At 47.2% G+C, this 26,904-nt stretch carries 23 protein-coding genes; 17 read left to right on the top strand and 6 right to left on the bottom strand.

What is annotated here, in order from left to right:
* Positions 1 to 8: 8 nt before the first annotated feature.
* The 6 genes from AC1DLI_RS10150 to AC1DLI_RS10125 all read right to left on the bottom strand — a co-directional run bounded on the left by AC1DLI_RS10150 (position 9) and on the right by AC1DLI_RS10125 (position 7,196).
* On the bottom strand, positions 9 to 269 hold the full coding sequence (locus AC1DLI_RS10150; RefSeq protein WP_477602058.1) for an HPr family phosphocarrier protein: 261 nt from the start codon (positions 267 to 269) through the stop codon (positions 9 to 11).
* Positions 259 to 1,992 carry a phosphoenolpyruvate--protein phosphotransferase gene (ptsP, locus tag AC1DLI_RS10145; RefSeq protein WP_477602056.1) on the bottom strand — a complete coding sequence of 578 codons (1,734 nt, stop codon included), beginning with the start codon at positions 1,990 to 1,992 and terminating at the stop codon, positions 259 to 261. Before ptsP ends, AC1DLI_RS10150 begins: the two co-directional genes overlap by 11 nt.
* Positions 1,989 to 3,167 (bottom strand): mannitol-1-phosphate 5-dehydrogenase, encoded by a 1,179-nt coding sequence (locus AC1DLI_RS10140; RefSeq protein WP_477602054.1) that lies wholly within the window; start codon positions 3,165 to 3,167, stop codon positions 1,989 to 1,991. Before AC1DLI_RS10140 ends, ptsP begins: the two co-directional genes overlap by 4 nt.
* Complete coding sequence (locus AC1DLI_RS10135; RefSeq protein ID WP_477602052.1) at positions 3,164 to 3,601, bottom strand: PTS mannitol transporter subunit IIA; 438 nt, start codon at positions 3,599 to 3,601, stop codon at positions 3,164 to 3,166. Before AC1DLI_RS10135 ends, AC1DLI_RS10140 begins: the two co-directional genes overlap by 4 nt.
* Complete coding sequence (locus AC1DLI_RS10130) at positions 3,601 to 5,634, bottom strand: PRD domain-containing protein (protein WP_477602375.1); 2,034 nt, start codon at positions 5,632 to 5,634, stop codon at positions 3,601 to 3,603. Before AC1DLI_RS10130 ends, AC1DLI_RS10135 begins: the two co-directional genes overlap by 1 nt.
* Positions 5,635 to 5,762: 128 nt before the next feature.
* Positions 5,763 to 7,196, bottom strand: a complete 1,434-nt coding sequence (locus AC1DLI_RS10125; RefSeq protein ID WP_477602050.1) for a PTS mannitol transporter subunit IIBC — start codon at positions 7,194 to 7,196, stop codon at positions 5,763 to 5,765.
* Between the two features lie 200 nt (positions 7,197 to 7,396).
* On the opposite strand from AC1DLI_RS10125, the gene AC1DLI_RS10120 reads away from it, so the two are divergent.
* From AC1DLI_RS10120 to tuaD, 17 genes are all read left to right on the top strand, one after another.
* Positions 7,397 to 8,506 (top strand): ABC transporter ATP-binding protein, encoded by a 1,110-nt coding sequence (locus AC1DLI_RS10120; RefSeq protein ID WP_477602048.1) that lies wholly within the window; start codon positions 7,397 to 7,399, stop codon positions 8,504 to 8,506.
* Positions 8,496 to 9,314: an ABC transporter permease gene (locus AC1DLI_RS10115; RefSeq protein WP_477602046.1), complete on the top strand. Its 819-nt coding sequence runs from the start codon at positions 8,496 to 8,498 to the stop codon at positions 9,312 to 9,314. Before AC1DLI_RS10120 ends, AC1DLI_RS10115 begins: the two co-directional genes overlap by 11 nt.
* Entirely contained in the window at positions 9,298 to 10,101 is an 804-nt protein-coding gene (locus AC1DLI_RS10110; protein ID WP_477602044.1) for an ABC transporter permease, read from the top strand. Before AC1DLI_RS10115 ends, AC1DLI_RS10110 begins: the two co-directional genes overlap by 17 nt.
* Positions 10,098 to 11,171, top strand: a complete 1,074-nt coding sequence (locus AC1DLI_RS10105) for an ABC transporter substrate-binding protein (RefSeq protein WP_477602042.1) — start codon at positions 10,098 to 10,100, stop codon at positions 11,169 to 11,171. The genes AC1DLI_RS10110 and AC1DLI_RS10105 overlap by 4 nt, the downstream gene beginning before the upstream one ends.
* Positions 11,172 to 11,264: 93 nt before the next feature.
* The gene (locus AC1DLI_RS10100) at positions 11,265 to 12,203 is read left to right on the top strand and encodes a DMT family transporter (RefSeq protein ID WP_477602040.1); all 939 of its coding nucleotides are present in this window, start codon (positions 11,265 to 11,267) and stop codon (positions 12,201 to 12,203) included.
* 444 nt (positions 12,204 to 12,647) lie between these two features.
* Positions 12,648 to 13,310, top strand: a complete 663-nt coding sequence (locus AC1DLI_RS10095; RefSeq protein WP_477602038.1) for an HAD family hydrolase — start codon at positions 12,648 to 12,650, stop codon at positions 13,308 to 13,310.
* Between the two features lie 124 nt (positions 13,311 to 13,434).
* A complete protein-coding gene (locus AC1DLI_RS10090; protein ID WP_477602036.1) occupies positions 13,435 to 14,601 on the top strand; it encodes a mannitol-1-phosphate 5-dehydrogenase in 1,167 nt (388 codons plus the stop codon).
* A gap of 327 nt (positions 14,602 to 14,928) precedes the next feature.
* Entirely contained in the window at positions 14,929 to 16,188 is a 1,260-nt protein-coding gene (locus AC1DLI_RS10085) for a Glu/Leu/Phe/Val family dehydrogenase (RefSeq protein ID WP_477602034.1), read from the top strand.
* A gap of 34 nt (positions 16,189 to 16,222) precedes the next feature.
* Positions 16,223 to 17,200: a diaminopimelate dehydrogenase gene (locus AC1DLI_RS10080; RefSeq protein WP_477602032.1), complete on the top strand. Its 978-nt coding sequence runs from the start codon at positions 16,223 to 16,225 to the stop codon at positions 17,198 to 17,200.
* Positions 17,201 to 17,410: 210 nt separating this feature from the next.
* Positions 17,411 to 18,196: a tyrosine-protein phosphatase gene (locus AC1DLI_RS10075; protein WP_477602030.1), complete on the top strand. Its 786-nt coding sequence runs from the start codon at positions 17,411 to 17,413 to the stop codon at positions 18,194 to 18,196.
* 120 nt (positions 18,197 to 18,316) lie between these two features.
* The gene (locus AC1DLI_RS10070) at positions 18,317 to 20,404 is read left to right on the top strand and encodes an S-layer homology domain-containing protein (protein ID WP_477602028.1); all 2,088 of its coding nucleotides are present in this window, start codon (positions 18,317 to 18,319) and stop codon (positions 20,402 to 20,404) included.
* A gap of 160 nt (positions 20,405 to 20,564) precedes the next feature.
* Entirely contained in the window at positions 20,565 to 21,332 is a 768-nt protein-coding gene (locus AC1DLI_RS10065; RefSeq protein ID WP_477602026.1) for a YveK family protein, read from the top strand.
* Positions 21,313 to 22,005: a CpsD/CapB family tyrosine-protein kinase gene (locus AC1DLI_RS10060; protein ID WP_477602024.1), complete on the top strand. Its 693-nt coding sequence runs from the start codon at positions 21,313 to 21,315 to the stop codon at positions 22,003 to 22,005. The genes AC1DLI_RS10065 and AC1DLI_RS10060 overlap by 20 nt, the downstream gene beginning before the upstream one ends.
* A 37-nt stretch (positions 22,006 to 22,042) precedes the next feature.
* Positions 22,043 to 23,884, top strand: a complete 1,842-nt coding sequence (locus AC1DLI_RS10055; protein ID WP_477602022.1) for a polysaccharide biosynthesis protein — start codon at positions 22,043 to 22,045, stop codon at positions 23,882 to 23,884.
* 32 nt (positions 23,885 to 23,916) lie between these two features.
* Positions 23,917 to 24,537: a hypothetical protein gene (locus AC1DLI_RS10050; protein WP_477602020.1), complete on the top strand. Its 621-nt coding sequence runs from the start codon at positions 23,917 to 23,919 to the stop codon at positions 24,535 to 24,537.
* Positions 24,538 to 24,579: 42 nt separating this feature from the next.
* Positions 24,580 to 25,464: a UTP--glucose-1-phosphate uridylyltransferase GalU gene (gene galU / locus AC1DLI_RS10045; protein WP_477602018.1), complete on the top strand. Its 885-nt coding sequence runs from the start codon at positions 24,580 to 24,582 to the stop codon at positions 25,462 to 25,464.
* A 57-nt stretch (positions 25,465 to 25,521) separates the two neighbouring features.
* Entirely contained in the window at positions 25,522 to 26,904 is a 1,383-nt protein-coding gene (gene tuaD / locus AC1DLI_RS10040; RefSeq protein ID WP_477602016.1) for a UDP-glucose 6-dehydrogenase TuaD, read from the top strand.

Below are 26,904 nucleotides of genomic sequence, written 5' to 3'. Positions count from 1 at the left end.
GTTACTCCTTATTCGTGGATTTCCGTGAGCAGCTGGCCGAGTGCTTCGAGTGCCTGTTCCTCCTGCTCGCCGTCGATCTCCAAGGTGACTTCCTCGTTTGCTGCGATGCCCAGCGTGAGCATGCTTAGCGAGCTTTTTCCGTTTACTTTCTTGCCTTTATTAAGGACATATACCTTGCAAGGGAATGTGCTGGCCGTTTGTACGAAGGTTTTAGACGGACGTACGTGGAAGCCAGTGGGGTTTAAAATCGTGAAGGTTTTACTTACCATTATGGATCACTCCGTTTCTTGTGCGTTCTACAAATTGTGTGATTTCCGACGTGCTCCGCATGGTCAGGGCTTGATTTGCCAACTCCGCCCATTCTGCTTGGTCCAGCTCGCCGATCAGCTCTCTCGCTTGCAGAATCGAGCTTGCGCTCATGCTGAATTCATGCAGGCCTAGCCCCAGAAGCAGAGGTATCGCTGTCTCATCGCCTGCCATCTCGCCGCACATGCCGACCCATTTGCCTTCCTTCTCCGCCGCTTGAATAACGAAGCGAATCAGGCGAAGTAAGGAGGGATGCCATGGCTGGTACAGGTAAGCTACGTTTTCATTCATCCGGTCTGCCGCCATCGTATATTGAATCAAGTCGTTCGTGCCGATGCTGAAAAAATCGACCTCAGGCGCGAACATATCCGCAGCCACTGCAGCGGCGGGGATTTCGACCATCATTCCGATTTCGATATTATCGGCAAGCGGAACGCCCTCGGCAATAAGCTTCTGTTTCTCTTCTTCGAGCAGGCGTTTAGCCTCGAGCAGCTCTTCCAGTACGGCAATCATGGGAAACATGATTTTTAAATTCCCATAACGGCTTGCGCGAAGCAATGCCCGCAGCTGCGTGCGGAACAGCTCCTGTCTATCCAGACATAGACGCAGCGCGCGCTGTCCAAGGAACGGATTGCTTTCCTTCGGCAGCTCCATGTAAGGAAGCTCCTTATCGCCGCCGATATCGAGCGTTCTAATCACGACGGGCTTCGGGTTCATTTTCTCAAGCGCATATTTATAGCTGGTGAACTGCTCCTCCTCGGTAGGGAGGGAGCTGCGTCCCATGTACAGAAACTCGGTACGAAAAAGTCCGATTCCTTCCGCGCCGTTATCGATTGCCCGCTGAATATCCTCAAGCTTGCCGATATTGGCTGCCAGCTCGACCTGTTTGCCATCCTTCGATACTGTAGGCTGATCCTTTAGCAAACTTAATTCCTTTCTACGAAGGTCATCCGTCTGCTTCTTGACCCGATAGGAAGCCAGCTCTTCCGCAGATGGATCGACAACAACGATGCCTTGATTCGCATCAAGGATAACGATAGCCTGCTCGGGTATGTCATCAATCGCTTGGCCGATCCCGACGATTGCGGGAACTTCGAGTGACCGCGCCATAATGGCAGAATGGGAGGTGCGGCTGCCAACCTCGGTAATGAAGCCGCGCACATATTCCAAATTGAGCTGCGCAGTATCCGACGGAGTCAGATCTCGTGCAATAATAATACATTCCTCCGACATGCCTGCAAGGTCCATATGGGGTACGCCGCGCAAATGACTCATGATCCTGCCGGAGACATCCTCGATGTCGATCGCGCGTCCGCGCAGCAATTCATCGGACATCGATTGTAGCAGCTCGATAAAGGATGCTGCTACCTCATGCAGCGCGAACTCGGCGTTTATGGCGTCATCAGCAACTTTTTGCTCGATCGCTTCAATAAAATCCGGATCCTCCAGGATCATGAGATGACCCTCGAAGATTTCAGCTTTTTCGGCTCCGAAGCGTTCCTCCGCAGAGGCGCGAATCGCCTCGATTTCATCCCGTCCGACTGCGACGGCTTGGCGAAACCGCTCGATCTCGGCCGAGCTGTCTTGGATCGTTTGCCGAGCTGGGATGAAGCGTTCAGCCGCTATGAAAAAAGCGCGAGCGATGGCAATACCCGGCGATGCTGCTATGCCTTTTAGTGACATCATTTACTCATTCCTTTCTCTGCGTGTCTGAGCGGCTGCCCCAGCTCGCCGTATTGCTTTGCGGCTTGAATATGAAGCGGATGCTGTTCGTTTAAACCGGTATATTTTGCAAGCGTGGCATGCAGGCCATTCTCGCGTAAGGAGGCTTGGAGCTCCGCGGATTCGGGATCATCTTTAAAATCAAAATATAAGGCAGCCGCCATTGCAGCGGTCAAATGAGTGACGGGTATGCCGTATCCGTAAGCGGATACGGCCGGTTTCACCAAGCGGTCGTTCGGAGAAAGCTTGCGGATCGGCGAGCGGCCGATTCTTGCAATCTCGTCTACCAAATAAGGGTTAATAAAGCGTTCCAAAATTTGCTCCACGTATTGGGCATGCGCTTTCTCGTCGAATTGATAAGCTCGAACAAGCGCGGCCCCCGACTCGAGCAGTGCGCCTCTTACCTCGGCAACAACTGCCGGGTCCTTCATCGCTTCCTGTATCGTCGCATAGCCCTTCAAATAACCGTGATATGCCGCGACGCAGTGCCCCGTATTCACCGTGAACAGCTTGCGTTCAATGTACGGCTCGAGCCGATCGACGTAATGTACGCCCTCAATTTCGGTCAGTGAAGCCAGCAGGGGAGAGCGCTCAATCGTCCACTCGTAAAAGGGCTCAACCGTCACTTGAAGCGAGTCCTCATGCTGCTGCAGCGGTACGATACGGTCTACGGCTGCGTCCGGAAAAGCAGCATGCTGATCAGCATACGCCTGCTGTTCCGCCGAGAGATGCTCATACACAAATTGTTTCAAAATCGTGCTGCCGCCCAGCGCGTTCTCGCATGCAATAATGGGAAGAACGGTTTTGCCCCTCGCCGCGCGCAGCGAAATGCCCTTAGCAATTGCAGCTGCAATATGCTTGAGAATCGATACGCCGACCGCCGTCGTAACGATATCGGCATCTGCGATCGTCTGCGCGACCAATGCGGTATCCTTGCCGTCAATGGCTGTTATATGATCAACAAGATACGTATCCCCTTGCTCATTGGCAAGCTTCACCGCATATTGCCCCTTCTCCTGCAGCATCGAGACGAGCTTGTCGTTCACATCCACAAAGCAAATCTCGTAGCCGGCATCATGCAGAAGCGAACCGATAAAGCCTCTGCCGATATTGCCTGCTCCAAAGTGAACGGCCTTCATGATTCCATCCCCGATTCAAAAATTGCGATCAGCTCTTCTTCCGAAGCAGCGTTCAAAATGCGCTGCATGTCATCTTCCTCGGATACGAGCATGGCTACGCTTGTCAAAATATCCAGATGATCATCACCGACCGCAGCCAGACCGATTACTAATTGAGCAGGCTCCTCGCCGCCAAAATCTACGCCGGCCGGCACGATAATAACGGCCATGCCCGTTGACTGGATGAGCGCCTTCGATGCATTGGTGCCATGAGGCATTGCAAGTCCTCCGCCGATGTAGGTGGACAGCGATTCCTCGCGTTCGATCATTTTATCGATATAATCCGCAGGCGCATGTCCTGCGTCAACGAGCATATGCCCGACTAGGCGGATGGCCTCGTATTTATCTTTCACGCTAACGTTTAGCTTAACTTTGTCTGTTGATAGAATGGTCATTATGATTCTCTCCAATCCAATTTTGTTTTTATATAATGCTCCAGCTTTTTGGAGATAAACAGCTTGATGCTTGCCGTATTACCATGCTCCAGCACGGTAAGCAGCTCAGGCAGCAGCAGCATAGCGCTAATTTCGCTCAGCAGCTCCAAGCTGTACGTATCCAGCTTCAGAGGCCCGAGCATCATTAGAACCTGCAATGCCTGGAACTCGCCGTCCTCGCTAAGCTGCAGAGGTCTATCGTATCTATATAAGGCGAGCAAAGGCGCTTCGATCCATTCGCTTCGCGTATGAAGCAAAGCGAGCTCGGTATCGGGAATGACTATACTCCCTTGTCGTTCTCTTTCGAGCAGCTGCTCATTGATTTTCGCTAGATGAGTATCGATATACGGCTCACCGATTAAGGAAAGCATGGCCGGCAGCTGCTGTTCCAAATGCGCTTGGCCTTGCGGCAAGGACAGGTCATGCACGCGGAAGCCGTCAAGCAGCCGCAGGACGATGCCGGAGTACAGCTGCAGCAGATGCAAACGATCTAAAGGCGATTGACCGGACGCGGACGCATCGGTCTCCTTGGCGGCAGAGCTGATCTTCTTTAATGTGGTGTCCTCAATATAAGCGCGAAGCTTGTTGGATTCTTCGGTCGATAGCATCGGGCTGAGCTTGATGTATTGGTCCGGCTCCAGCGGTAAATCAACCGTTGAAATAATAAGATCATAGCGATTGGACGGAAGCCTTCTCGCCTCAAACCATGAATAATGGCCAATTAATTCGATTTGCGGCAGCTCCTTGGCGATTTTTACAGCCAGGAGCTTGGAGGAGCCGATGCCGCTCGTGCAGACGAGGACGGCTCTTACTTTTCTGGGATAAGGCTTTAACCTCTCCAAGGAAGCACCGAAATGCATGACGATATAGCCGATTTCCTCGTCTGGCACATTGATCGTCTGATAGATTTCTTTTACACCGTTCCGCACGATGGAAAACAACACGCCGTAGTCCTTCTTGATTTGAGCAAGCATGGGATTGCGGATGGCGATGCCGTCTTTGATTCGCTGGAAAGCCGGCTTTATATGTTGGATGAGACCTTCTTCAAGAGAGCGGTCATGGGTCAGCGACATGTGCAGTTGTGCTTCTACGCGGCGAATGAGCAGCTTAACTCCCTCGATAGTCGGCATATCGTCATGATGGATCAGCAGGCTGCTTTCCGGAAAAGCTTCTTGGTCGAGCAAATGGGAAAGATAAGCTTGTTCCTGTATCGGAAGCTGTATATTTAAAAGATCCAGCAGGCTTTGAAGCAAAGGAATAACCTCACTCCGAATGGAACGGCTTGCTGGAATCACGTTGCCATGCTCTATTCGCGTTAGCGCAACGGACAGTTTAATTAGCAATCTCGCGTAATCAGATTCAGAAAGCGTGTTCGACCAATCATCGCTCAGCTCCCATAGGGCCTGCTCGAGCTTCTTGAAATTTTCTTTGCCGATCATATCGAGCAGCTGGGCGGCGATCGGATTCGAAACTGCCAAGTCCGTGAACTGTCCGAATAAATCGGAATCGTCAAGATGGTTTATCGCAAGCAAGCTGACCGCATGGCGCTTCGCTTCTTCTGGTCCGATAATTTCAACGCCGTAGCCTCTGCGTCTTACGAGCGTTAAGCCTTGCTTGACGATGGACTCTTCCAGCTCATCAAGGTCATGGCTGATTGTCGGCATTGTTACGCGCAGCTCGTGCGCGAGCGAGAACAGCTTTACGGGCTCTTCATGCTCCAGCAGGCTGCAAAAGATAAGAATTTTACGTTCTTCGGCCGAATATTCGAGTGAGTCTGATCGGTCAAACGATTGCTTGAAACGCTCAAGTGCGTCGTTGCTTGCTTCGACTCGAATGCCAAGCCCTGCAATTTTGTGAAGAAGAATACCGTTGGCCGCAAGAAGAGGTTCCATATCGCTCAGCTCGCGATGGATCGTCCTCGTACTTGTACCGACGATAGATGCGATATCCGCTGCGGTTATTTCATGCTTCTGCTCAAGCAGCAGCTCAATAATCCGGCGTTGCCTAGTTGAGGCTTTGATAGGTTATCCTCCTTAGCAGAAGAATGGACTTAACGCCGACAGTTATCTGTCAGCGTTAAGTATGGTTTAAATAGAAAATTAGGTTTAACCTTTTACTCTTGTTAACTTAGTCTTTGTACGAGCAAGTCATACTCCGGACTTTTGAGAAAGTTATCGATAGAGATATGCTCAGCGTTAGGCGCCTTCTGACGCGCGCGGTCGGTGAGTGTTTTGTGCGTGATGACAATGTCCGCATCACTAGGAATATCGTTAATTGCCGTATTAATGACGGTAATCGGCAGCTCGGCTGCGTTTATTTTTTTGCGCAGGATGGACGCGCCCATTGCGCTTGAGCCCATGCCGGCATCGCAAGAAAATACGATCTTGTTTACTTGCTCCTTCGAAAGCTGATCTCGCTGCGCGGCAGGCGCTGCGGCATTTCCTTTGGATTCAGCTTTCATTTGCTGAACCTTTTGCGATGCGAGTTCAAGCTCGTTGCTATCGTCCTCGCTCTGCTTGCTAGTTTTCAGCAATACGGCGGACACAAGGAAGGAAACAATCGTAGCGACTAATACGCCGCTGAGCATAGCCAGCACTCCGCCTTTCGGCGTCATGGAGAAGTAGGCAATGATGCTTCCCGGTGACGGAGCGGCGACCAGACCTGCTCCGAATAAGGAGAAAGTGAAGGTACCGGCCACACCGCCTGCGATAGCTGCCAGAATGAGACGCGGATTCATTAAGATATATGGGAAATAAATTTCATGAATACCGCCGAAGAAATGAATGACTACTGCGCCGGGAGCCGAATGCTTAACCATGCCTTTGCCGAACAGCCAGTAAGCGAGCAGTATGCCGAGCCCGGGACCTGGATTGGATTCCAGCATATAAATAATAGATTTACCGGTTTGCGTGGCTTGATCCAGTGCGAGCGGTCCAAGTATGCCATGGTTAATGGCGTTGTTTAGGAACAATACCTTGGCTGGCTCGATCAAGACGTTTACCAGCGGCAGCAAGCCTGTGTCGATTAGCCATTCCACGCCAGAGGATAGAATCTTGCTCAATGCTTCAACGACGGGTCCGATGCCTTTGAATGCGATGATTGCAAGTCCGCCGCCGATGATGCCGGAGGAGAAGTTGTTGATCAGCATCTCGAAGCCTGCTGGAATTTTGCCGTCAATCGACCGATCGAATTTCATGAGCACCCATGCGGCTGCGGGGCCGACGATCATCGCACCGAGGAACATCGGAATATCGGCTCCGGCTATGACGCCGAGTGTGACGATTGCGCCAACGACACCGCCGCGAACGCCGTGAATCATTTGTCCGCCGGTATAACCGATGAGTATAGGGAGCAAATAGGTGATCATCGGTCCGACCAGCGTTGCCAGACTCTCATTCGGAATCCAGCCTGTCGGTATGAATAGAGCTGTGATGAGTCCCCAAGCAATAAATGCACCAATATTCGGCATGACCATGCCGCTTAAAAAACGACCAAATCGTTGTATGGAAACTTTAACACCGCCGGAGACCGGTTTTTCGGATGCCAGTTTACTCATGCTTCAACCTCCAATAGTAATAATGTTTGCTTTGTGAACCTGAATTAATCGTAATGTATAGCGCTTTCATGTTCAATCAATTGAAAAGCAGGTTGCGTCATGAACGCTGTTGCCATCATTTTTCTTTTACTATTGCTGATTTGCGGGGATGCTGTATAATCACTATTGTTTCTTCTAAATTGGCAAAAGGGGAATGCGATATGCAAGATCAAACGATCATTCGCTTTGAGCATGTAACGAAGCAATATGATTCTAATGCTGCCGCTGTATTGAAGGCTGTCAGCTTTACGATAGAAAGAGGCAAATTTTATACGCTGCTTGGCCCATCCGGCTGCGGCAAAACAACCATCCTTCGGCTGATCGCCGGCTTTACCGAGCCGTCCGAGGGCCTCATTTATTTTAACGGGAAGGTAATTAACCGCGTGCCTGCGAATGAGCGTCAAGTGAATACCGTATTTCAGGACTATGCGCTGTTTCCTCATCTGAACGTGTTCGAGAATGTAGCTTTCGGGCTGCGTATCAAAAAAATGAAAAATGCCGATGTGACCGCCAAGGTGAAGGAGGCGCTCCGCTTCGTTAACTTGGACGGCTACGAATCCCGCGAAATTTCCGAGATGTCCGGCGGCCAGCGGCAGCGCGTAGCGATTGCCCGCGCGATTGTAAACGAGCCGGAAATTATTTTGCTGGATGAGCCGCTATCCGCGCTTGATCTGAAGCTTCGCACGGAAATGCAGTACGAGCTGCGCGAGCTGCAGCGCCGCCTGGGCATCACCTTTATTTTCGTCACGCATGACCAAGAGGAAGCGCTCGCGATGTCTGACGAAATTTTTGTTATTAATGAAGGAAAGATACAGCAGAGCGGAACGCCGACGGATATTTATGATGAGCCGATCAACCGGTTTGTTGCCGATTTTATCGGGGAGTCCAACATTGTCCCTGGCCGAATGACGCGTGACTTCGAGGTGGAGTTTACCGGGCGTGCCTTCGCCTGCGTGGACCAAGGACTGAGTCCCAATGAAGCGGTTGATATCGTAATTAGGCCAGAGGATTTGGAGATAACTGCTCCCGAGAATGGCAAATTGCAGGTGCGCGTGGATTCGCAGCTGTTCCGCGGCGTTCATTACGAAATTTGCTGCTATGATGAAGCGGGGAATGAATGGCTCGTCCATTCCACGCGCAAAGTAGCGGTAGGAGAACAGATTGGACTAACTTTCGATTCGGCAGCCATTCACGTCATGCGTCTAGGCGAGTCGGAAGAAGAATACGATAAACGCCTCGAAGCGTACAGTGAGGCCGCGGATGTCAAATAAATCACGCAGCTTTTATCTCATTCCCTATATGGCGTGGATCGTGTTGTTTGTTGTTGCGCCGATTGTACTGGTTGCTTATTATTCGTTTTTTGATGTCGAGGGCAACTTTACGTTCGGCAACTACGCGAAGTTTTTTACGCCGGTTTATATGCGCATGACGCTCAGCTCGTTCTGGTATGCGTTTCTCATTACGGCTATTTCTTTGCTGACGGCTTATCCCGCGGCTTATTTATTAACGAGAACGAAGCATAAGCAGCTGTGGCTGCTGCTTATTATTTTGCCAAGCTGGATCAATCTGCTGCTCAAGGCTTACGCATTCATCGGCTTATTCGGTACTTACGGTTTTGCCAATTCCGTTCTTGAAGCCATCGGTGTAGGCAAGCAGCAGATCCTGTTCACGGACTTTAGCTTTATTTTCGTATCGGTTTATATCTTTATCCCGTTCATGATCTTGCCGATCTTCAATGCGCTGGAGGAAATGAACGAGGCGCTCGTTTACGCGGCGCGGGATCTCGGCGCATCGGCGTGGACGACCTTCCGCCGCGTCATCTTCCCGCTCACGATCAGCGGCGTGAAATCCGGCTGCATGGCTGTATTTATTCCGGCACTTTCCCTGTTCATGATTACTCGTCTCATTGCCGGCAATCGCGTCATCACGCTTGGCACGGCCATCGAGCAGCATTTTCTCGTGACGCAGGACTGGGGCATGGGGGCGACGATCGCCGTGTTTCTCATCTTAGCAATGGCAGCCATGATGCTGCTGACCGGCAACCGAAAGCGAGGTGCAGCGGATGCGCGGAAAAAATAAATGGTCGAACATCTATTTAGTGCTTGTATTTGCTGTACTTTATGCGCCGATATTCTATTTAATGTTCTATTCGTTCAATAGCGGAGGGTCGATGCGCAGCTTCGAGAGCTTCACGCTCGATTACTACAAAGAAGTATTTGCTGATACACGCTTGCTTATCATCGTGCTGAATACATTCGTCATCGCGCTGTTGTCCGCGGCGATCTCGACGATCTTAGGCGTTATGGGGGCGATAGCTATTCATCACGTAAGGGGAAACCGTCCGAAGCAGACGCTGCTTACGTTCAACAACGTGCTGATCGTCAGTCCCGATGTCATCATCGGCGCTTCGTTCCTGATTCTGTTTACGATGATCGGCATTAAGCTCGGCTTCGTGTCTGTGCTGCTGTCGCATATCGCGTTCAGTGTGCCTATCGTCGTTATCATGGTTCTGCCGAAGCTGCAGGAAATGAGCTCCACCCTCATCGACGCGGCGCGGGATCTAGGCGCCAGCTCATGGCAGGTGCTCTCGCGGGTCGTGCTGCCATTTATCAAGCCAGGCATCTTCGCTGGATTCTTTATGGCGCTGACCTATTCGCTTGATGATTTTGCGGTGACGTTCTTCGTGACGGGCAATGGGTTCTCGACGCTGTCGGTTGAGATTTATTCTAGGGCTCGCCAGGGCGTATCATTGTCGATCAACGCCCTGTCGACGCTGATTTTCCTGTTTACGATTATTCTGGTTGTCGGTTATTACTTTATTAATCAGCGGAACGCGAAGCCGCCGGTGAAGGAGGGGCGCGGATGAAGCAGCTTGTGCGCATGTTCGTAGTTGTTATTGCCGTTTCGCTCGGACTCATGTACTTGACGGCTTATTTGAATGCAAGCGAGGGCTACAGCGGCGACCGTACCCTCACGATTTACAATTGGGGCGATTACGTCGACCCCGAGCTGCTGGAGCGTTTTGAAGAGGAAACCGGCATTAAGGTCATTTATCAAACCTTCGATTCCAATGAAGCGATGATGACCAAGATTGAGCAGGGCGGTACGACGTTTGACGTAAGCGTTCCTTCCGAGTATGCGATTAGCAAAATGAATGCGGAAGGCCTGCTGCTAGAGCTCGATCATACCAAGCTTCCGAATTTGAAATATATTGATCCAAGATTCATGAATCTATCGTTTGATCCCGATAACGCGTATTCGATTCCTTATTTCTGGGGAACGGTCGGCATTGTTTATAACCCGGAGCTAGTAGGAGGCCTGACTTTCTCCAGCTGGGATGACTTGTGGGATGAGCGTCTGCGCAATCAAATTTTGCTGCTCGACGGCGCGCGCGAGGTTATGGGCATGGGGCTAAACCGTTTAGGCTATTCGCTCAATGATACGAATGAATCGCATTTGCAGGAGGCGAAAGCGAAGCTGCTGGAAATGACGCCTAACGTCAAAGCGATAGTGGGCGATGAGATTAAGATGCTGCTTGCGAACGAGGAGGCGGCCGCAGGACTTGTCTGGTCAGGGGATGCCTCGGAGATTATGGATGAGAACGATAAGCTCGATTACGTCGTGCCGGAGGAAGGCTCGAACCTGTGGTTCGATAATATGGTCATACCGAAGACGGCTCGAAACATCGAAGGTGCCCATCAGTTTATTAATTTTATGCTCGATCCCGAGGTAGCTGCTCAGAACGCGGAATATGTGGGCTATTCGACGCCTAACAAAGCTGCGCTGGCCTTGCTGCCCGAGGAAATATCCGGCGACGAACGTTTTTATCCAAATGAGGAGCTGACAGGGAAGCTGGAGGTATATGACAATCTCGGCAAAAAAATGCTGGCCCATTACAACGAGCTGTTCCTTGAGTTTAAAATGCATAAGAAATGAGCCAAAAACGGTGCATTATTCTGCGATTCCCCATGCTATGATGAATGAGGCTTTTACGTATAAGAACAATTGCGAATAGATGGGGCGAAAAGAATGAATAACAAGTGGTTGAATTACGGCGGACTGATTCTAATTGCTGTCGTATGGGGAGCAAACTTCGGTATTTCTCGATTGGCAATGGAGTCGTTTAATCCGATCGTGTTCTCGTTTTTGAGATTTGGCTTGGCTGTTCCTTTTTTCTTTCTGATCCTTAAGCTAACCGAGGGCAGCGTGGCCATTCCATGGCGCATCGTGCCGAGGCTGGCGTTAATCGGGCTTATCGGCATTACGCTGCTCGAAATTACGGTTATGTACTCGATCAAGTACACGACTTTAGCGAATGCTTCACTCTTAAACGTGGCGCCGTGGCCGATTTTTGCCGCGTTGTTCGCACCGCTGTTTATGAAGGAAACAATTACGATGCGGCTCATCGTTGGCGGCGGGATATCGATAGTCGGCGTTTGCTTCGTCATTTTAGGCGGGGATGAGGGCTTCAGTCTTTCCTCCGAAAATATGCTCGGCAATGTCATGGCGTTTGGCGTCAGCATTATCGGTCCATTATTCAATCTCAGCTCAATGTCGCTTATGAAAAAATATTCAGCCCTTCGGGTAAGCACTTGGACGATTGCGTTCGGATCACTGTTCATGCTGCCGCTTACGTTCGGTTCTTGGGGGCAAACGAACTGGTCCGCATTGAATGCAGGCCAATACTTATCTATTGGTTACAATGTTCTGATTTGTACAGTGCTGGCTTTTGTTGTCTGGAATGCCTGCATGTTCAAGGTGGGAGCCACGCGGTCTAATTTCTTCCGTTATGCGGTTCCGGCCGCTGCGGTTATTGCAGGCTATTTGATGTTCGATGAGAAAATCGCGCTGCTGCAAATGTGCGGCGCAGGCTGTATGGCGGCAGGATTGATTTGGATCAGCATCGAACGTAAAAAACGGACGGAGCAAGTGGTTCCTTCCTCGAAGACAGGCGGACAAATGATTTAATGTGAAGTGCTGCGCACTTTGTTAATATATAAGAATTTATATGTTTTCACATATAAATGTGCTTATATATCTCCGCGAAACGACTGCTTTTGCCACAGAGGACGGCGACAGCCGTTTACGCTTGTTTATAGGGCATGCCAGGGAGGTGAAGTAATCTCCCATGGCATGCTCTTTTTGTATCGAATGGTTAGGAGGAAATCTGAGAAATGAGGATGTAAGCGTTTGAATGAAATTGTCTGAAAATTTTTTTCGTAAATTATAGAAGCGTTTGCAAGATCCGTGAAAAAACCAGTGGTATCAACGGTTTCCGCTTCTTTTTGAAGAGAGTCGAACAACCTTGAAAACGGTCGTTTGGGCGGTTAGCCTCCTTGACTCCTGCTTTTAAATAATGTTACGGTTTTGTTAGGTAATCTAACATTTTGATATTTAGGAGGAGATGTATTGATGATTAAAGCTATTATTTTTGATTTTGACGGGACGATTATTGACACGGAAACGGCATGGTACCATGCATTTCGCGATGCTTACTTGGAGCATGGGGTTGAGCTCACGTTAGAGCAATACTCGGGCTGTATCGGCACGAGCTTGCACAACTTTAATCCCTATGAATATTTAATGACGGATTTGAAGCTTCCGATAGACAAGGATACCTTCCGCGAATCGGTGCATCTCCAGCATACATCCCTCATGCAAAGCGAACAGGTTCGATCCGGCATCTTGGATTATTTGAATGATGCGCAGGACTCGGGCATGAGGATCGGTCTTGCTTCCAGCTCGCCGCGTGCTTGGATTGATAAATATTTGGAGCAGCTTGAAATTGCGCACTATTTCGAAACCATTCGGACAGCGGATGATGTGGCAAAGGTTAAGCCGGATCCAGAGCTGTATATGCAGACCTTGGCTGCTCTAGGCGTTGAGGCGAGCGAGGCGGTAGCAATTGAGGATTCACCTAACGGGGCGCGAGCGGCTCTGGCTGCGGGCATGTCCTGCATTATCGTTCCGAATACGATTACGAAGTCATTGGACTTTGATAAATCTGACCGTTATTACCATGCGGAATGTTTATCGCATATTGATTTTCACGCGATGGCAGCAGGTGCGCTTTAAAGTCGGTAATCAAGTGAACAATCAGGATGAAACACGAATGTGTCCTGGCGCAATTAAATAAATCAGAATATTCAGAAATTTTATGGGCGAGACGATACCATCCAAGTAAAAGGGGGTTCGGACAATGAAGGCTGTTCATTTTGGCGCTGGAAATATCGGAAGAGGTTTTATCGGTCTTCTTCTGTCCCATGCGGGCTACGAGGTTACGTTTGTAGCTCGGAATGAAAGAAAGATTCATTTGCTGCAGCAGAACAAACAATATTCGGTCACGCTTGCGAACGAGGCGCGGGATACGGAGGTTGTGAACAACGTAACGGCGATCAACGGCAAAAACAGAGCGGCGGTGGCAGCAGCCGTTGCGACGGCAGATATCGTGACAACGGCGGTTGGCGTTACGGCGCTGAAGCATATTGCCGAATCCATCGCAGCAGGCATCGAGCTTCGTCTTCAAGGCCGGAATCATAAACCGCTTCATATCATTGCTTGCGAGAATGCGATATCGGGCAGCTCGCTTCTCAAACGGCGTGTGTATGAGCATTTGCCAGCGGAGTGGCATGAAGAAGCGGATAGCTGTATAGCTTTTCCGAATACGGCCGTTGACCGCATCGTTCCGGTTCAAGAGCATGATGATCCGCTTAAAGTCACGGTAGAGCCTTACTTTGAATGGATTGTAGACCGCTCGGCAATGATGGATGGCTTTCGGGAAATTGAGGGGGTAAAGTATGTAGACGCGCTTGAACCTTACATTGAACGTAAACTATTTACCGTTAATACGGGTCATTGCACGGCGGCTTATCACGGCTACCTTGAGGGTTATGAAACGATTCAAGAGGCGATGGGTGATTCGAGGATTCGATCCGAATTGTCAGAGGTGCTGAATGAGACTGGGAGTATCCTTACATCCAAGTACCATTGGGATAAGAAAAAGCATGATCGTTATGTTCAAAAAATGATGAAAAGATTCACAAACCCCCGCTTATCGGACAGTGTAATCCGCGTCGGCCGCTCGCCGATCCGTAAGTTGTCCTTGAATGACCGGCTCGTCAGGCCGGCCTTGCAGGCGCGCGAGCTCGGAATTCCTGTTCCTCATCTGACATCCGCTATCGCTGCGGCGCTCCTGTTCGATTACGAGAAGGATGAGGAGGCGGTTACTCTTCAAGCGGCAATCGCACAATCAGGAATTCATGAGGTTATCGCCTCGCATATGGGGATTTCACGCAAACATGCATTCCATCAGGAAATCGTGGACAGCTATGGCGCGCTTAAAGAAGCCTATCCGGCAATGAAATAAAAGAGGAGTGCTGAGGCATTGATAAAATTTATACTTCTGTATGCAGCTGTGCATACTAATAGAAAGGAGTGATGGGAGCCTGGCTTCTGTTGCTCCTTTCTTTTTGTGTGTTTTATGAATGGAAAAATTACATATATTTCTATTCCATGTTATATGTTACTGTTGCTATCACTCAATGAAACCTAACATGACAATGGATAAATGTGTAGATTTTTTGCACTATTTAACGAAATTTTTCTTTTAAAATACTATTGAAAAAGGTAGAATCAGAAAAGCGGCTTTTCCTGGATTGGGAGTCGGACTCTACGCAAAAGGACTGAACCTGATATGACAGTGAGTTTAGTGGAAGAAACATTGAATCCGTACCAAATCGCACAGCAGCAAATTGACACGGCAGCAGCACATCTGCAATTGCCTGAGCATGTTACGCAAATCTTGAAGCAGCCGAAGCGCGTGCTGTCGGTTAGCTTTCCCGTACGTATGGACGACGGGTCGATCCGCGTATTCGAAGGGTATCGCGCCCAGCATAATGATGCGATTGGACCGACAAAGGGCGGTATTCGCTTTCATCCGGATGTAACGCTTGACGAGGTTAAAGCGCTCTCCATGTGGATGAGCTTCAAATGCGGGGTTGTCGGGTTGCCATACGGCGGCGGCAAGGGCGGCGTAATTTGTGATCCGCGTCTTCTTAGCAAAAATGAGCTGGAGCGCGTAAGCCGCGCGTTTATGGAAGCGATCGCTGATTTTGTAGGTCCGGATAAAGATATTCCAGCGCCAGATGTGTACACTACGCCGCAAATTATGGGCTGGATGATGGATACATACAGCAGGCTGAAAGGCGTGAACTCACCAGGCGTTATTACCGGCAAACCGCTTATTCTTGGCGGCTCGAAGGGGCGCAACGAAGCGACGGCGCAAGGCTGTGTTTATACGATTTTGGCAGCGCTAAATGATATGAATATTCCTGTACAGAACGCGACTGCAGCCATTCAAGGCTTTGGTAATGCGGGCCGTATTGCTGCGCGTTTGCTTAGCGAGGCAGGCTGCAAAATCGTAGCGGTCAGCGATTCCAAAGGCGGTATTTACGACCCGAACGGCATTAATATCGAGAAAATTTCTATGCTCAAAGACACAGCGTCTATCCGCGAGTATGGCGAAGCTTACATCATCTCTAACGAAGCGCTGCTTGAGCTGGATGTTGATATTTTGGTACCGGCTGCTCTGGAGAACGTAATTACAGCCGCGAATGCGGACCGTATTAAAGCAAAAATCGTCGCAGAAGCAGCTAATGGCCCTACGACTCCTGAAGCAGACCGTGTGCTTGCAAGCCACGGCATTACGGTTATTCCTGACGTGCTTGCTAATGCGGGCGGCGTGACGGTTTCTTATTTTGAATGGGTACAGAATTTGATGAACTACTACTGGAGCGAAGCAGAGGTGCTGGAGAAGCTGGAGACGAATATGATTCTGTCGTATGTGGCCGTTCGCGACCTTGCTAAAGAGCATCATACCGATCTTCGTACGGCAGCTTATATGATTTCGATTAAACGGATTGCAGCGGCAATGGAAGCTAGAGGCTGGATCTAAGCACGATATAAAATAAAATTGAGGTGGCGGCAGCATGACAGAACAGATTCGCATTGGTATCGTGGGTTACGGCAATTTGGGGCGCGGGGTAGAGCTGGCAATCAAGCAAAGCCCGGACATGAAGTTGGATGCTATTTTTACGCGGAGGGACCCTGCTTCGATTCCTTCGGCTGTTCAAGCGTATTCCATTGAGGATGCTGAGCGTTTCGTCAATGAGATCGACGTTATGATTCTTTGCGGCGGCTCGGCTACGGATCTTCCGGAGCAAGGGCCAGCTTTTGCACGTATGTTCCATACGGTAGATAGCTTTGATACGCACGCGCGTATTCCGGATTATTTTGAGCAAGTGGATGCAGTAGCAAGCACAGGTGGAAAAGTAAGCGTGATATCAACAGGCTGGGATCCAGGCTTGTTTTCTTTGAATCGTCTGCTTGCAGAAGCCATTCTGCCTGAAGGCAAGGAATACACGTTCTGGGGCAAAGGCGTGAGCCAAGGGCATTCGGATGCGATTCGTCGAGTAAAAGGCGTAAAGCACGGCGTGCAATACACCATTCCAAGCGAAGACGCGGTTAATCGTGTTCGCAGCGGTGAGAACCCGGAGCTGACCACTCGTGAGAAGCACATCCGCGATTGCTACATCGTTGCGGAGCAGGGTGCTGATCAAGAGGCCATTGCCGAGGAAATTCGCAGCATGCCGAACTATTTCTCTGATTACAATACAACGGTTCATTTTATCGACGAAGCAACAATGAAGGCTGAACACTCCTCGATGCCTCACGGCGGCACGGTGCTGCGCAGCGGCAGGACAGGTGAAAACAGCACACAAATTATTGAATTCGGTTTGAAGCTTGACAGCAATCCGGAATTCACAGCGAGTGTTCTCGTTGCTTACGCGAGAGCGGCATACAAGATGGCCAAGCAAGGACAAACCGGCGCAAAAACCGTGTTTGATATTCCCTATGCCTACCTATCACCGAAATCTGCAGCAGAGCTTCGTAAAGAGCTTTTGTAAAAAAGACATTTGAAAAATTTCTGAACAAATATTAATTTTTACAAATTTTGTCTTACATTTATGGTAATCGTAGGCTATACTAATCTTTGTCGTAAGAACTGTCGAATTGTATCGAGAAGTGCTGAAAGATCTATCTTCTTGTGGTAGAATAGTTACAAACCTGCCTATCAGGTAGCTTTGATCAAATTCTACATAGGAAGTGAGATCTGCATGATAGACATCCACACACATATATTACCCGGATTGGATGATGGTGCAGCGAATTGGAATGATACTTTGGACATGGCCAAGGCAGCCGCTTCAGAGGGAATCACAACCATTATTGCAACTCCGCATCACGCCAATGGGACCTATACCAACACAGCACAAGACGTAGCCGAGCACACCCACAGTATTAACGACAAGTTAATGGCTGCGGGTGTGCCTGTTACTATTCGGACTGGGCAAGAAATTCGTGTTCATGATGATTTGCTGGATGCCTGGTATAGAAATGAGCTGCTCCCATTAGCCGGTTCTAGTTATGTATTAATAGAAATGCCGTCCTCTCGTATACCGAAGGCGATGATCGAGCTCATTCATGAGCTTAATATCCTAGGACTAAAGCCTATTATTGCTCACCCCGAAAGGAATGCAGAGGTTGTAAAGCACCCGGAACGATTAGCTGAGCTTATTGAAGCAGGAGCTTTCGCCCAGGTAACGACCCATTCGTTGCTAGGGGGATTTGGCAAACGTATTGAACAATCCGCTTGGTCGCTGTTACAAACCGGCTGTATCCACATCGTTTCTTCTGATGCTCATCATATTGTCCGCCGCGGTTTTCGACTTCGCGAAGCTTATGATGCCATTGAGAGGCGGATGGGAGAACAGTGGGTTAATTATTTGCAATCAAATGCTAAATCTGTATTAGAAGACATATCTTTCCAAGATCAACCCGCAGCATCGGCATCCTCCAAGGGCCTCGTACGTCGTTTCGCTTCCTTATTTTACAAAAGATAGCCTGCCCTTGAATGATTGGAAAATACAGCAAGTACATATCGGGTAATCCCCATTCGGCGTTATTAGTCATTCATCTACTAGATGAGTGCCGCTATTTTAATATATTAGGAGTGAAAGAAAGTGACATTAAGAAAGAAACTTGCAGTATCTACGATTGCAGCAAGCGTAGCCCTAACGGCTTTTGCTGGCATTCCGCTTAGTAACAAAGGCCTAGCGGAGAAGCTTGGAGTAAACGGTGTAGCTTATGCTTCATCCCTTGAAGGTTCCCAGCTTGCGACGGATGTGAAAAAGTTGTATGACGCACTTGTTGCGACAGGCGGTTTGGAGAAAGTTGAAGCGCTTGCACTTGCATTAAGAGGTTTGGAAGTACATACGCAAGCGGATATCGTTGATCCGATCGTAGACAAGCTCAATCCTACGAGTGAAGAAAGAGATGAGTTGGAGGAGCTTTTCTTAGATGTAGTTGATTTGTCCTACTCTCCTTCGGTAACAGAGCTTGAAGCCCTTCGGACAAAGTACAGTCCGTTGCTCGAAACATTTGCTGAGCGTGCCGATGTTTCTCTTACAGTAGATGATATCGCTCTCTATTTCTTCGATATTCAAAAAGAGCTTGTTGAACAAGTTGGGACTAAGGATTTAACAGAGCTCCTTGCACTATTGACGGATAAAAATAGTGTAAAAGAATTGATGAACGATGTGTTGGATGAATTGTCAGCAAAAGAATATAACGTTGAAAAATTATTTCTTCATTATGAAGTGAACACAGATGACGTGCTAGAAGTGTTGACGCGCACGAGAACAGCGATTGCTGATGATACGAAATTTACTGCAGCGGCTGGCGCGTTGTTCACAGCTTATAAATCACTGAACACGACCACGCCGGGAACACCTGGTCCTGTAGTGCCATCAGCTTCGCTTCCTGAATCAACGGACAAATTGCTAAATGATTTGAAAGCAGCGCTAGATAAAGCAACTGAAGCTGAGAAAGTGGCTATTATTACAAAATTCGTTACCGATGCTAAAGCAGAAATTGAGAAGCTGGCGACAATTAACGCTGCTTCGAATGTAAGTATCATAAACGGAAAAGCTGTTCTTCAGCTAAACGAAAGCAGCCTATTGTCCGTGATTGCCGGAATTAACGCTGTTGCAGCGAAAGTGAAGGAATTGGCACCAGCTTCCGCACTTCCAAAAACGGCTTTGAAATTTGATCTTGGCACAGTAACACAAAAAGATGTTGTTCTGAATCTTTCTGATGCAGCTGTGAAAGCAGCAGCAGCTGGCAGCATATCAGGCGCTAAATTTGTTGTTGGTGGATTTGATGTGACTATTCCCGTTGGCGGAACATTCTCATCTGCTATCTCTCTTACTATTAACAAAACAGACGCGAGTGCAGCAGTTGTTGGCACGTTGAAATCCGTGTCGGAAGTTTACGACTTCAACCTGACGGTTGGCGGAACTGCAAAAACTTCCTTCGACCAGCCGATCGTAATCAGCATTCCGCTTGGAGACACGACAGGCCTTGATAAAGAGCTACTTTCCGTAGCGAAAATCGTAGATGGCAAGCTAGTATTCCATGGCGGCCGTGTATCCGGCAATTCGATTATCGAATCTCGTGATTCGTTCTCATCCTATGTTGTTGTAGAAAATAAAGTATCGTTCACTGATATTGCTAAGGTTGAGGCTTGGGCTGGCCGCGAAATTCAAGTAGTAGCCGCTAAAGGCGCAATCGAAGGCAAATCTGCGGGTAAGTTTGCTCCACAGGATAAAGTAACTCGCGCTGAGTTTGCAAAAATGCTTATCCGTGCTCTGGATTTGGAAAATGGTTCGGCAACAGAAGCGTTTGCAGATGTGGATGCAGCTGACTGGTTTGCACCGTATGTTGCTGCTGCGGCTCAACTTAAAATCATTAACGGCCGCTCGGCATCGAAGTTTGATCCTAGCGCAACCATTACTCGTGCTGAAATGGCAACGATGATTGCACGTGCATTGAAGGTTTCCAAAGGTGCGGCGGATATTACGAATGTTGACGCAGCGCTTAAGGGCTTCGCGGATGCAAGCAAAATTAGTGACACATTGAAAGATGGCGTTGCTTTTGCCGCTACTCACAAAATCGTAATCGGCGATGCAGGTAAATTCCTGCCTAAGAACAACGCAACGCGCGCAGAAGCTGCTGTAATTATTTACAGAGCACTAAATTTCGACAACTAGTTCCTGATAGTGTTGAAATCTTCCTCTCATGCAGATGAGAGGAAGATTTTTTTGGGAAAAATCGTAGGGTACTGTAGAATTATAGGTTATTATGGAAAGATAGGTAGTGCTTAAGGATCGAAGTGATTCTATAAGACTATATGCGGCGGAGGAGTAATCAGTGTCTAACGAACTAGATTTAAGGCAGTACATGGCGATCATAAAAAAGAGATTAGCACTTATTATTGTATTTGTGTTTATATGCACTGCAGCTGCAGCTGTTGTCAGCATGTTTTTTAAAGACCCTGTATATGAAGCTTCGACGAAAATTATCGTGAACCAAACATCGGCACAAATGACTACCGGTCAGCTCGATCTTAATCAAATTAACTCCAACATCAAAATGATCGATACGTACAAAGAGATCATAAAAACACCGGCTATTTTGGATAAGGTAGCGCTTCAATATCCGGAGCTTGGACTAACGGCAACCGAGCTTGCGCGCAAAATTCAAGTCAGCTCTGTAAATAATACGCAGGTTATGACGTTAATTGTTCAAGATGTGGACTATAAGCAAGCCGCTCAAGTCGTGAATGCCGTGTCTAATGTTTTTCGAGAAGAGATCCAGCATATATTCCAAGTCGAGAATGTATCGATTCTGAATGAAGCGGTTGTAAATGCACAGCCAAGCCCCGTAGCGCCAAATGTTCCATTGAATGTTGCGATTGCTTTTGTTGTTTCCCTCATGATTGCGGTAGGTATCACATTCTTGCTGGAATATATGGACGATACGATTAAGACGGAAGCGGATGTGCTGCAATTTTTGGGCCAACCCACACTAGCAATGATTTCAAGGATGAATACGGAGGATGCTAATTCTAGCCAAACAAGCAATGCCAAACAAACCTACAAGGCAGGTGAATTAGAGCGTGTCTCGATTGAAAAATAAGCGTCATATTATTACCCTAACGAATCCCCGTTCCCCCATATCAGAATCCTATCGTGCACTACGGACCAATATTGAGTTTTCTTCTATCGATGAGAAGCTTCAGGTATTAATGGTATCTTCGGCAGGTCCGGGCGAAGGGAAATCGACTACGATTACGAACCTTGCTGTCACATTCGCGCAATCGGAGAAAAAAGTTGTTCTAATTGACGCCGATCTTCGTAAGCCAACCGCCCATCATACTTTCGCTATCTCCAACCGTTGGGGGCTGTCGTCTGTCGTATCCCAGCAATGCACACTGGAGGAAGTGATTCAGGTAACTGATATTCCGAACTTGGATGTTATTACTTCTGGAGCGATTCCGCCAAACCCGGCAGAAATGATGGGCTCGAAGCGTATGACTGCAATTATGGCGCAGCTAAGAGAAATATATGACATTATCTTAATTGACACGCCTCCGCTGCTTGCGGTTACCGATGCACAGATTGTCGCTACAAAGAGCGATGGTGTGATCATGGTAGTAGACCAGGGGAAAGTAAAACGTGAAATCGCGGCTAAGGCTGTGAAAAATTTAGAGAGCGTCAATGCTCGTATTCTTGGTGTAGTACTTAACAATGTAAAACGCAAAGCCAATGAAGAAGCATATTACTATTATTACGGTGTTCAAGATAAATAAAAAAAGTCATTTCGTAGAAGAAAGCTGTCGTGGAGGGATGAGCAAGGTGAGCAAGCTTAGCAATAGAAATAGAATGCTAATCATACTGGTAATAGATATTTGTATTATATGGGTTGCTATCTCAATATCATACATGTTTCGTTTTAATGGAAAAATTCCTCCCTTCTACGAGTCACAGATGCTTTTATTTGCTCTATTAACTACTATAATATGCGGCGGTAGCTTGGCATTTTTCCGAATGTACAGACGCATGTGGCAATATGCCAGTATTGGAGAAATCGTTGAGCTTGCTAAGGCGATTATAATCGGAATGATCGTATCCTACGTAGCAACCTATTTGCTTTATGGTGAACGAGTGCCGCTCTCCATCACTTCCAGAACGCTTGAGTTAATGCTGCTATTAATGGGGGGATCGCGGTTCCTCTGGCGATTAATCCGAGTAAACAGAACGAAGAAGAAAGATTTAGCAAACAACCTGCTGGTCGTAGGCGCAGGAGATTGCGGAGCGTTAATCGCTAAAGAAATCATGACGAGCAACAGCTTCACTGGCAATCGTATCATAGGTTTTATTGATGACGATCTACATAAACGTAATATGCAGGTATGCGGCCTGCCGGTTCTTGGGAATCGGATGCATATCGAGGAGCTAGTCGAGAAGTATCAAATCGATGACATTATTATCGCAATGCCGTCTGCCAAGCGGGCGCACATATCCGATATTATCAATATTTGTAAGTTGACTGGCGCAAAGGTGAAGATTATTCCAGCTATTAATGATTTTATTAAAGGACGTTTGGCTGTCAAATCACTAAGGAATGTAGAAGTCGAAGATTTGCTGGGACGAGAACCCGTAATGACAGACCTAGAGGGAATTGCAAATTATGTATCCGATAAAGTTGTGCTTGTAACGGGCGCAGGTGGCTCCATCGGATCAGAGCTTTGCAGACAAATTTCCTCGTTTAGTCCTGCGCGTTTGCTGCTACTAGGGCATGGAGAGAACAGCATTTACACCATTGAAATGGAGCTGAGAAGCAAATACCCGAATGTTCAGCTGGAAACCGTCATTGCGGATATTCAGGATCGCAACCGAATGGATGATGTATTCCGAAAGTTTAGACCGCAGGTCGTGTTCCATGCAGCAGCCCATAAGCATGTCCCATTAATGGAGCGTAATCCATCAGAAGCCGTAAAAAACAATGTATTTGGGACAAGAAACGTAGCGGATTGTGCGGACAAGTATAGAGCAGAACGATTTGTTATGATTTCCTCCGATAAAGCCGTAAATCCTTCCAGCATTATGGGAGCAACGAAGAGAATTGCAGAAATGTACATACAGAGTATTAATACGACAAGTGCTACACAGTTTGTTGCCGTCCGTTTCGGTAATGTACTCGGCAGCCGCGGCAGTGTTATTCCTAGATTCAAGGAGCAAATTGCAGCAGGCGGACCCGTCACCGTAACTCATCCGGATATGGTTAGATATTTTATGACGATTCCGGAAGCGGTGCAGTTGGTTATCCAAGCAGGCTCCTTCGCCAAGGGTGGAGAAATTTTCGTCCTGGATATGGGCAAACCGGTTAGAATACTTGATTTAGCGCAGGATTTAATACGATTATCTGGCTATGAGCCTAATGTAGATATCGATATTAACTTTAGCGGTATGCGCGAAGGGGAGAAGCTGTTCGAGGAGCTTTTAACTGATGAAGAAGCGGTAACTTCAACACAGCATGAACGCATTTATATCGGTAAGCCAACTCAAATCAATAGAGTAGAGCTTGAGCTTCAATTTAAGCGAATTGAGAAGGCTATTGGGGAAGATCAAACGACGATTAAAGATGTTATTGAGCATCTTGTTCCTTTTTATTCACATGTATCTTAACAAACAGTTAATTAGACCGGAGGAGATTACATATGCGTAAGAAAAAGTGGAATAAGATATTAATTTGGGTGGTCTCAATCGTCGTAATATTGGGAATAGGAGGCTTATTTGCAGCGAACTATGCGATGGATAAGCTTATTTCCACATTGGCCGTAGATCTTGAGAAAGATTTGTTGAGTGAAGATGTGATTAGCAATGATACCGACGTAAAGCCGGATGAACAAGCTGATCAACCAACCACTTCAAACGACATAGATGCAGTAACAAACACGGATAAAGAGGCAGTAGACTCCGAGCAAAGCGAAAATACTACTGGAAATGGTGTGTCGGATACAGCGAATGATCCGTCTAAATTAACAGAAGACTATACTGCTGAAGTATCCGTTGATAAGGCGAAGGATCTTCAAGAGAAAATAACAGTATCAGAAAAAGCGCAGCTTACCTCTGTTTTTCTTAAAGAGCTTAGTATGTCTGATATTAAAGAACTTCAGGGTCTTACTAGTGGCGGTATGAGTCTAGAGGAAAAGAAAAAGGCCCGCAGTATCATTTTGGATAAGTTGTCAGCCGAGCAATATGACGAATTAATTCAGGTTGCTAAGAAGTATGGGATGAGTCAGGGGAAGTCTTATGATGAGGTTAGTAAAGATAAATAAAGCTTATATGCTACACAGCGGAACTTCGTGGGAGGGTTAACATTGAAAGTTCGTAAAGCAATCATTCCGGCTGCAGGGCTTGGAACGAGATTCTTGCCTGCAACCAAGGCGATGCCTAAAGAAATGCTTCCTATTGTTGATAAACCTACTATTCAATACATAGTAGAAGAAGCAGTAGCATCGGGTATAGAGGACATAATTATTGTAACGGGCAAAGGGAAAAGAGCGATAGAAGACCATTTTGATAATTCCTTTGAGCTGGAGCAAAGCTTACTGGAAAAAGGAAAGATTGAGCTGCTTAATGAGGTTCAAAAGTCCTCTAAGATGGTGGATATACACTATATTCGTCAAAAGGAAGCCAAGGGTTTGGGGCATGCAATATGGTGTGCCCGAAAGTTTATCGGCAATGAACCTTTTGCTGTTTTACTTGGTGACGATATCGTACAGGCGGATAAACCCTGCTTGAAACAGATGATGGAACAATATGATCGTTATACCTCATCGATTATCGGCGTACAGAGTGTCTCCGAGAATGAGGTTTCTCGTTACGGTATTGTAGACGGAAAGGAAATCCATGATCGTCTGTTTAGCGTACACAATCTAGTGGAAAAACCAAAGAAAGAAGAGGCTCCTTCTAACATTGCAATAATGGGTCGTTACATTTTAAGTCCTAAAATATTTGAAATACTAGAAAACCAAAGGCCAGGAGCAGGCGGTGAAATTCAATTGACCGATGCGATAGCGGAATTAAATCGTTCAGAAGCAGTATATGCGTATGATTTCGAAGGAACGAGATATGATGTGGGCGAGAAAATTGGATTTATTAAGACGCAGCTGGAGTTTGCTTTGCAGCGTGAAGAATTGCGAGAGGAACTGTTGGAGTATCTTAAGCAGTTAACTCAAAAAGACATGATAATTCAGCTTTAATAAAGTCTTACTCATACAAATGTAAAGTAGCAAGCAGCATAAATGGGGGTTCCTTCAATGAATAGAATTGCAGTTATTGGAACAGGATACGTAGGCTTAGTCTCAGGAACCTGTTTCTCACATATAGGAAATACGGTAATCTGCTGTGATATTGATCAGCAAAAAATAAATAATTTGAAAAATGGAAGTATCCCCATATATGAACCGGGGCTTGAAGAATTAGTGAAAGAAAATGTAGATGCAGGACGTTTAATGTTTACAACGGACATACCTTCTGCGATCCAAACAGCTGATATTATTTATATTGCGGTAGGGACTCCGATGTCAATTACGGGAGAAGCAGATTTGCGCTATGTGACTTCAGTGGCTCAGACGATTGGTGCTAATCTCAATGGATATAAAGTAATTGTAAACAAAAGTACCGTACCGGTGGGAACTGGAAGATTAGTTGAGAGAATCATTAAAGAACATCTAACGGATGAAAACATTGCATTTGATGTTGTGTCCAACCCAGAGTTTCTGAAAGAGGGCTCAGCGATTGAGGACTGTATGAATATGGAGCGTGCCGTTATTGGGGCTACTAGTGAACGGGCCGCTAAGCTGATTGAAAAACTTCATGAGCCATTTCAGACAACGGTCTTCATTACAGACTTAGAGAGCGCAGAGATGATCAAATATGCATCAAATACTTTTCTAGCTACTAAGATTTCATTTATAAACTCTATCGCTAATATTTGCGAGCGGGTCGGAGCAGACGTAAATGAAGTAGCAGCAGGTATGGGGCTAGATTCTAGAATTGGCTCTAAATTTCTACAAGCGGGCATTGGTTATGGTGGATCTTGTTTTCCTAAAGATACTCATGCGCTTGTCCATATTGCCGAAAATGCAGGATATGACTTCCGGCTAATGAAATCTGTCATCGAGACAAATGAACAACAAAGAGTTGTAGTGATACATAAAATAAAAGAGCTCATCGGAGACATTAGAGGTAAGACCATTGGAATTTTAGGATTAGCATTTAAACCAAACACCGATGATATGCGTGATGCTCCCTCCCTATCTATTATTCCGAAGCTGCTGCAGCAAGGTGCCAAAATTAAAGCTTATGATCCGATTGCGACTAAGGAAGCTAAAATTCACTTCGGAGAAAAAATTAAATATGAGAATGACCCCTATGAAACAGTGATTAATTGTGATGTTTGCTTAATCTTGACCGAGTGGAATCAGATTAAAACAATGAATCTCGACCAGGTTAAAAAATTGTTGAAAAAGCCTATTATTGTTGATGGCAGAAACTGCTTTGACCCGGAAATGATGAGAGCACGTGGATTTACATATTCATCTATTGGAAGACCAAGTGTACGTGGTGAGAATTTCAATGAGCATGAAACCAGTGGTAGATTAGAAGAATTAGGCTATAGCTTCGAGGCAGGTGTTTAA

This window comes from Paenibacillus sp. 01T443 (assembly GCF_056398325.1).
The sequence above is the reverse complement of the archived record's forward strand: the minus strand, read 5'-3'. Positions and strand labels throughout refer to the sequence as shown.

Excerpts from the sequence above, each read along its gene's own strand:
- AC1DLI_RS10085 (WP_477602034.1), top strand. The coding sequence starts at position 14,929 with ATGACAGTGAGTTTAGTGGAAGAAACATTGAATCCGTACCAAATCGCA.
- AC1DLI_RS10110 (WP_477602044.1), top strand. The coding sequence starts at position 9,298 with ATGCGCGGAAAAAATAAATGGTCGAACATCTATTTAGTGCTTGTATTT.
- AC1DLI_RS10090 (WP_477602036.1), top strand. The coding sequence starts at position 13,435 with ATGAAGGCTGTTCATTTTGGCGCTGGAAATATCGGAAGAGGTTTTATC.
- AC1DLI_RS10055 (WP_477602022.1), top strand. The coding sequence starts at position 22,043 with ATGAGCAAGGTGAGCAAGCTTAGCAATAGAAATAGAATGCTAATCATA.
- AC1DLI_RS10115 (WP_477602046.1), top strand. The coding sequence starts at position 8,496 with ATGTCAAATAAATCACGCAGCTTTTATCTCATTCCCTATATGGCGTGG.
- AC1DLI_RS10080 (WP_477602032.1), top strand. The coding sequence starts at position 16,223 with ATGACAGAACAGATTCGCATTGGTATCGTGGGTTACGGCAATTTGGGG.
- AC1DLI_RS10125 (WP_477602050.1), bottom strand. The coding sequence starts at position 7,196 with ATGAGTAAACTGGCATCCGAAAAACCGGTCTCCGGCGGTGTTAAAGTT.
- AC1DLI_RS10075 (WP_477602030.1), top strand. The coding sequence starts at position 17,411 with ATGATAGACATCCACACACATATATTACCCGGATTGGATGATGGTGCA.
- AC1DLI_RS10050 (WP_477602020.1), top strand. The coding sequence starts at position 23,917 with ATGCGTAAGAAAAAGTGGAATAAGATATTAATTTGGGTGGTCTCAATC.
- AC1DLI_RS10120 (WP_477602048.1), top strand. The coding sequence starts at position 7,397 with ATGCAAGATCAAACGATCATTCGCTTTGAGCATGTAACGAAGCAATAT.
- AC1DLI_RS10095 (WP_477602038.1), top strand. The coding sequence starts at position 12,648 with ATGATTAAAGCTATTATTTTTGATTTTGACGGGACGATTATTGACACG.
- ptsP (WP_477602056.1), bottom strand. The coding sequence starts at position 1,992 with ATGATGTCACTAAAAGGCATAGCAGCATCGCCGGGTATTGCCATCGCT.
- tuaD (WP_477602016.1), top strand. The coding sequence starts at position 25,522 with ATGAATAGAATTGCAGTTATTGGAACAGGATACGTAGGCTTAGTCTCA.
- AC1DLI_RS10100 (WP_477602040.1), top strand. The coding sequence starts at position 11,265 with ATGAATAACAAGTGGTTGAATTACGGCGGACTGATTCTAATTGCTGTC.
- AC1DLI_RS10105 (WP_477602042.1), top strand. The coding sequence starts at position 10,098 with ATGAAGCAGCTTGTGCGCATGTTCGTAGTTGTTATTGCCGTTTCGCTC.
- AC1DLI_RS10150 (WP_477602058.1), bottom strand. The coding sequence starts at position 269 with ATGGTAAGTAAAACCTTCACGATTTTAAACCCCACTGGCTTCCACGTA.
- AC1DLI_RS10135 (WP_477602052.1), bottom strand. The coding sequence starts at position 3,601 with ATGACCATTCTATCAACAGACAAAGTTAAGCTAAACGTTAGCGTGAAA.
- AC1DLI_RS10140 (WP_477602054.1), bottom strand. The coding sequence starts at position 3,167 with ATGAAGGCCGTTCACTTTGGAGCAGGCAATATCGGCAGAGGCTTTATC.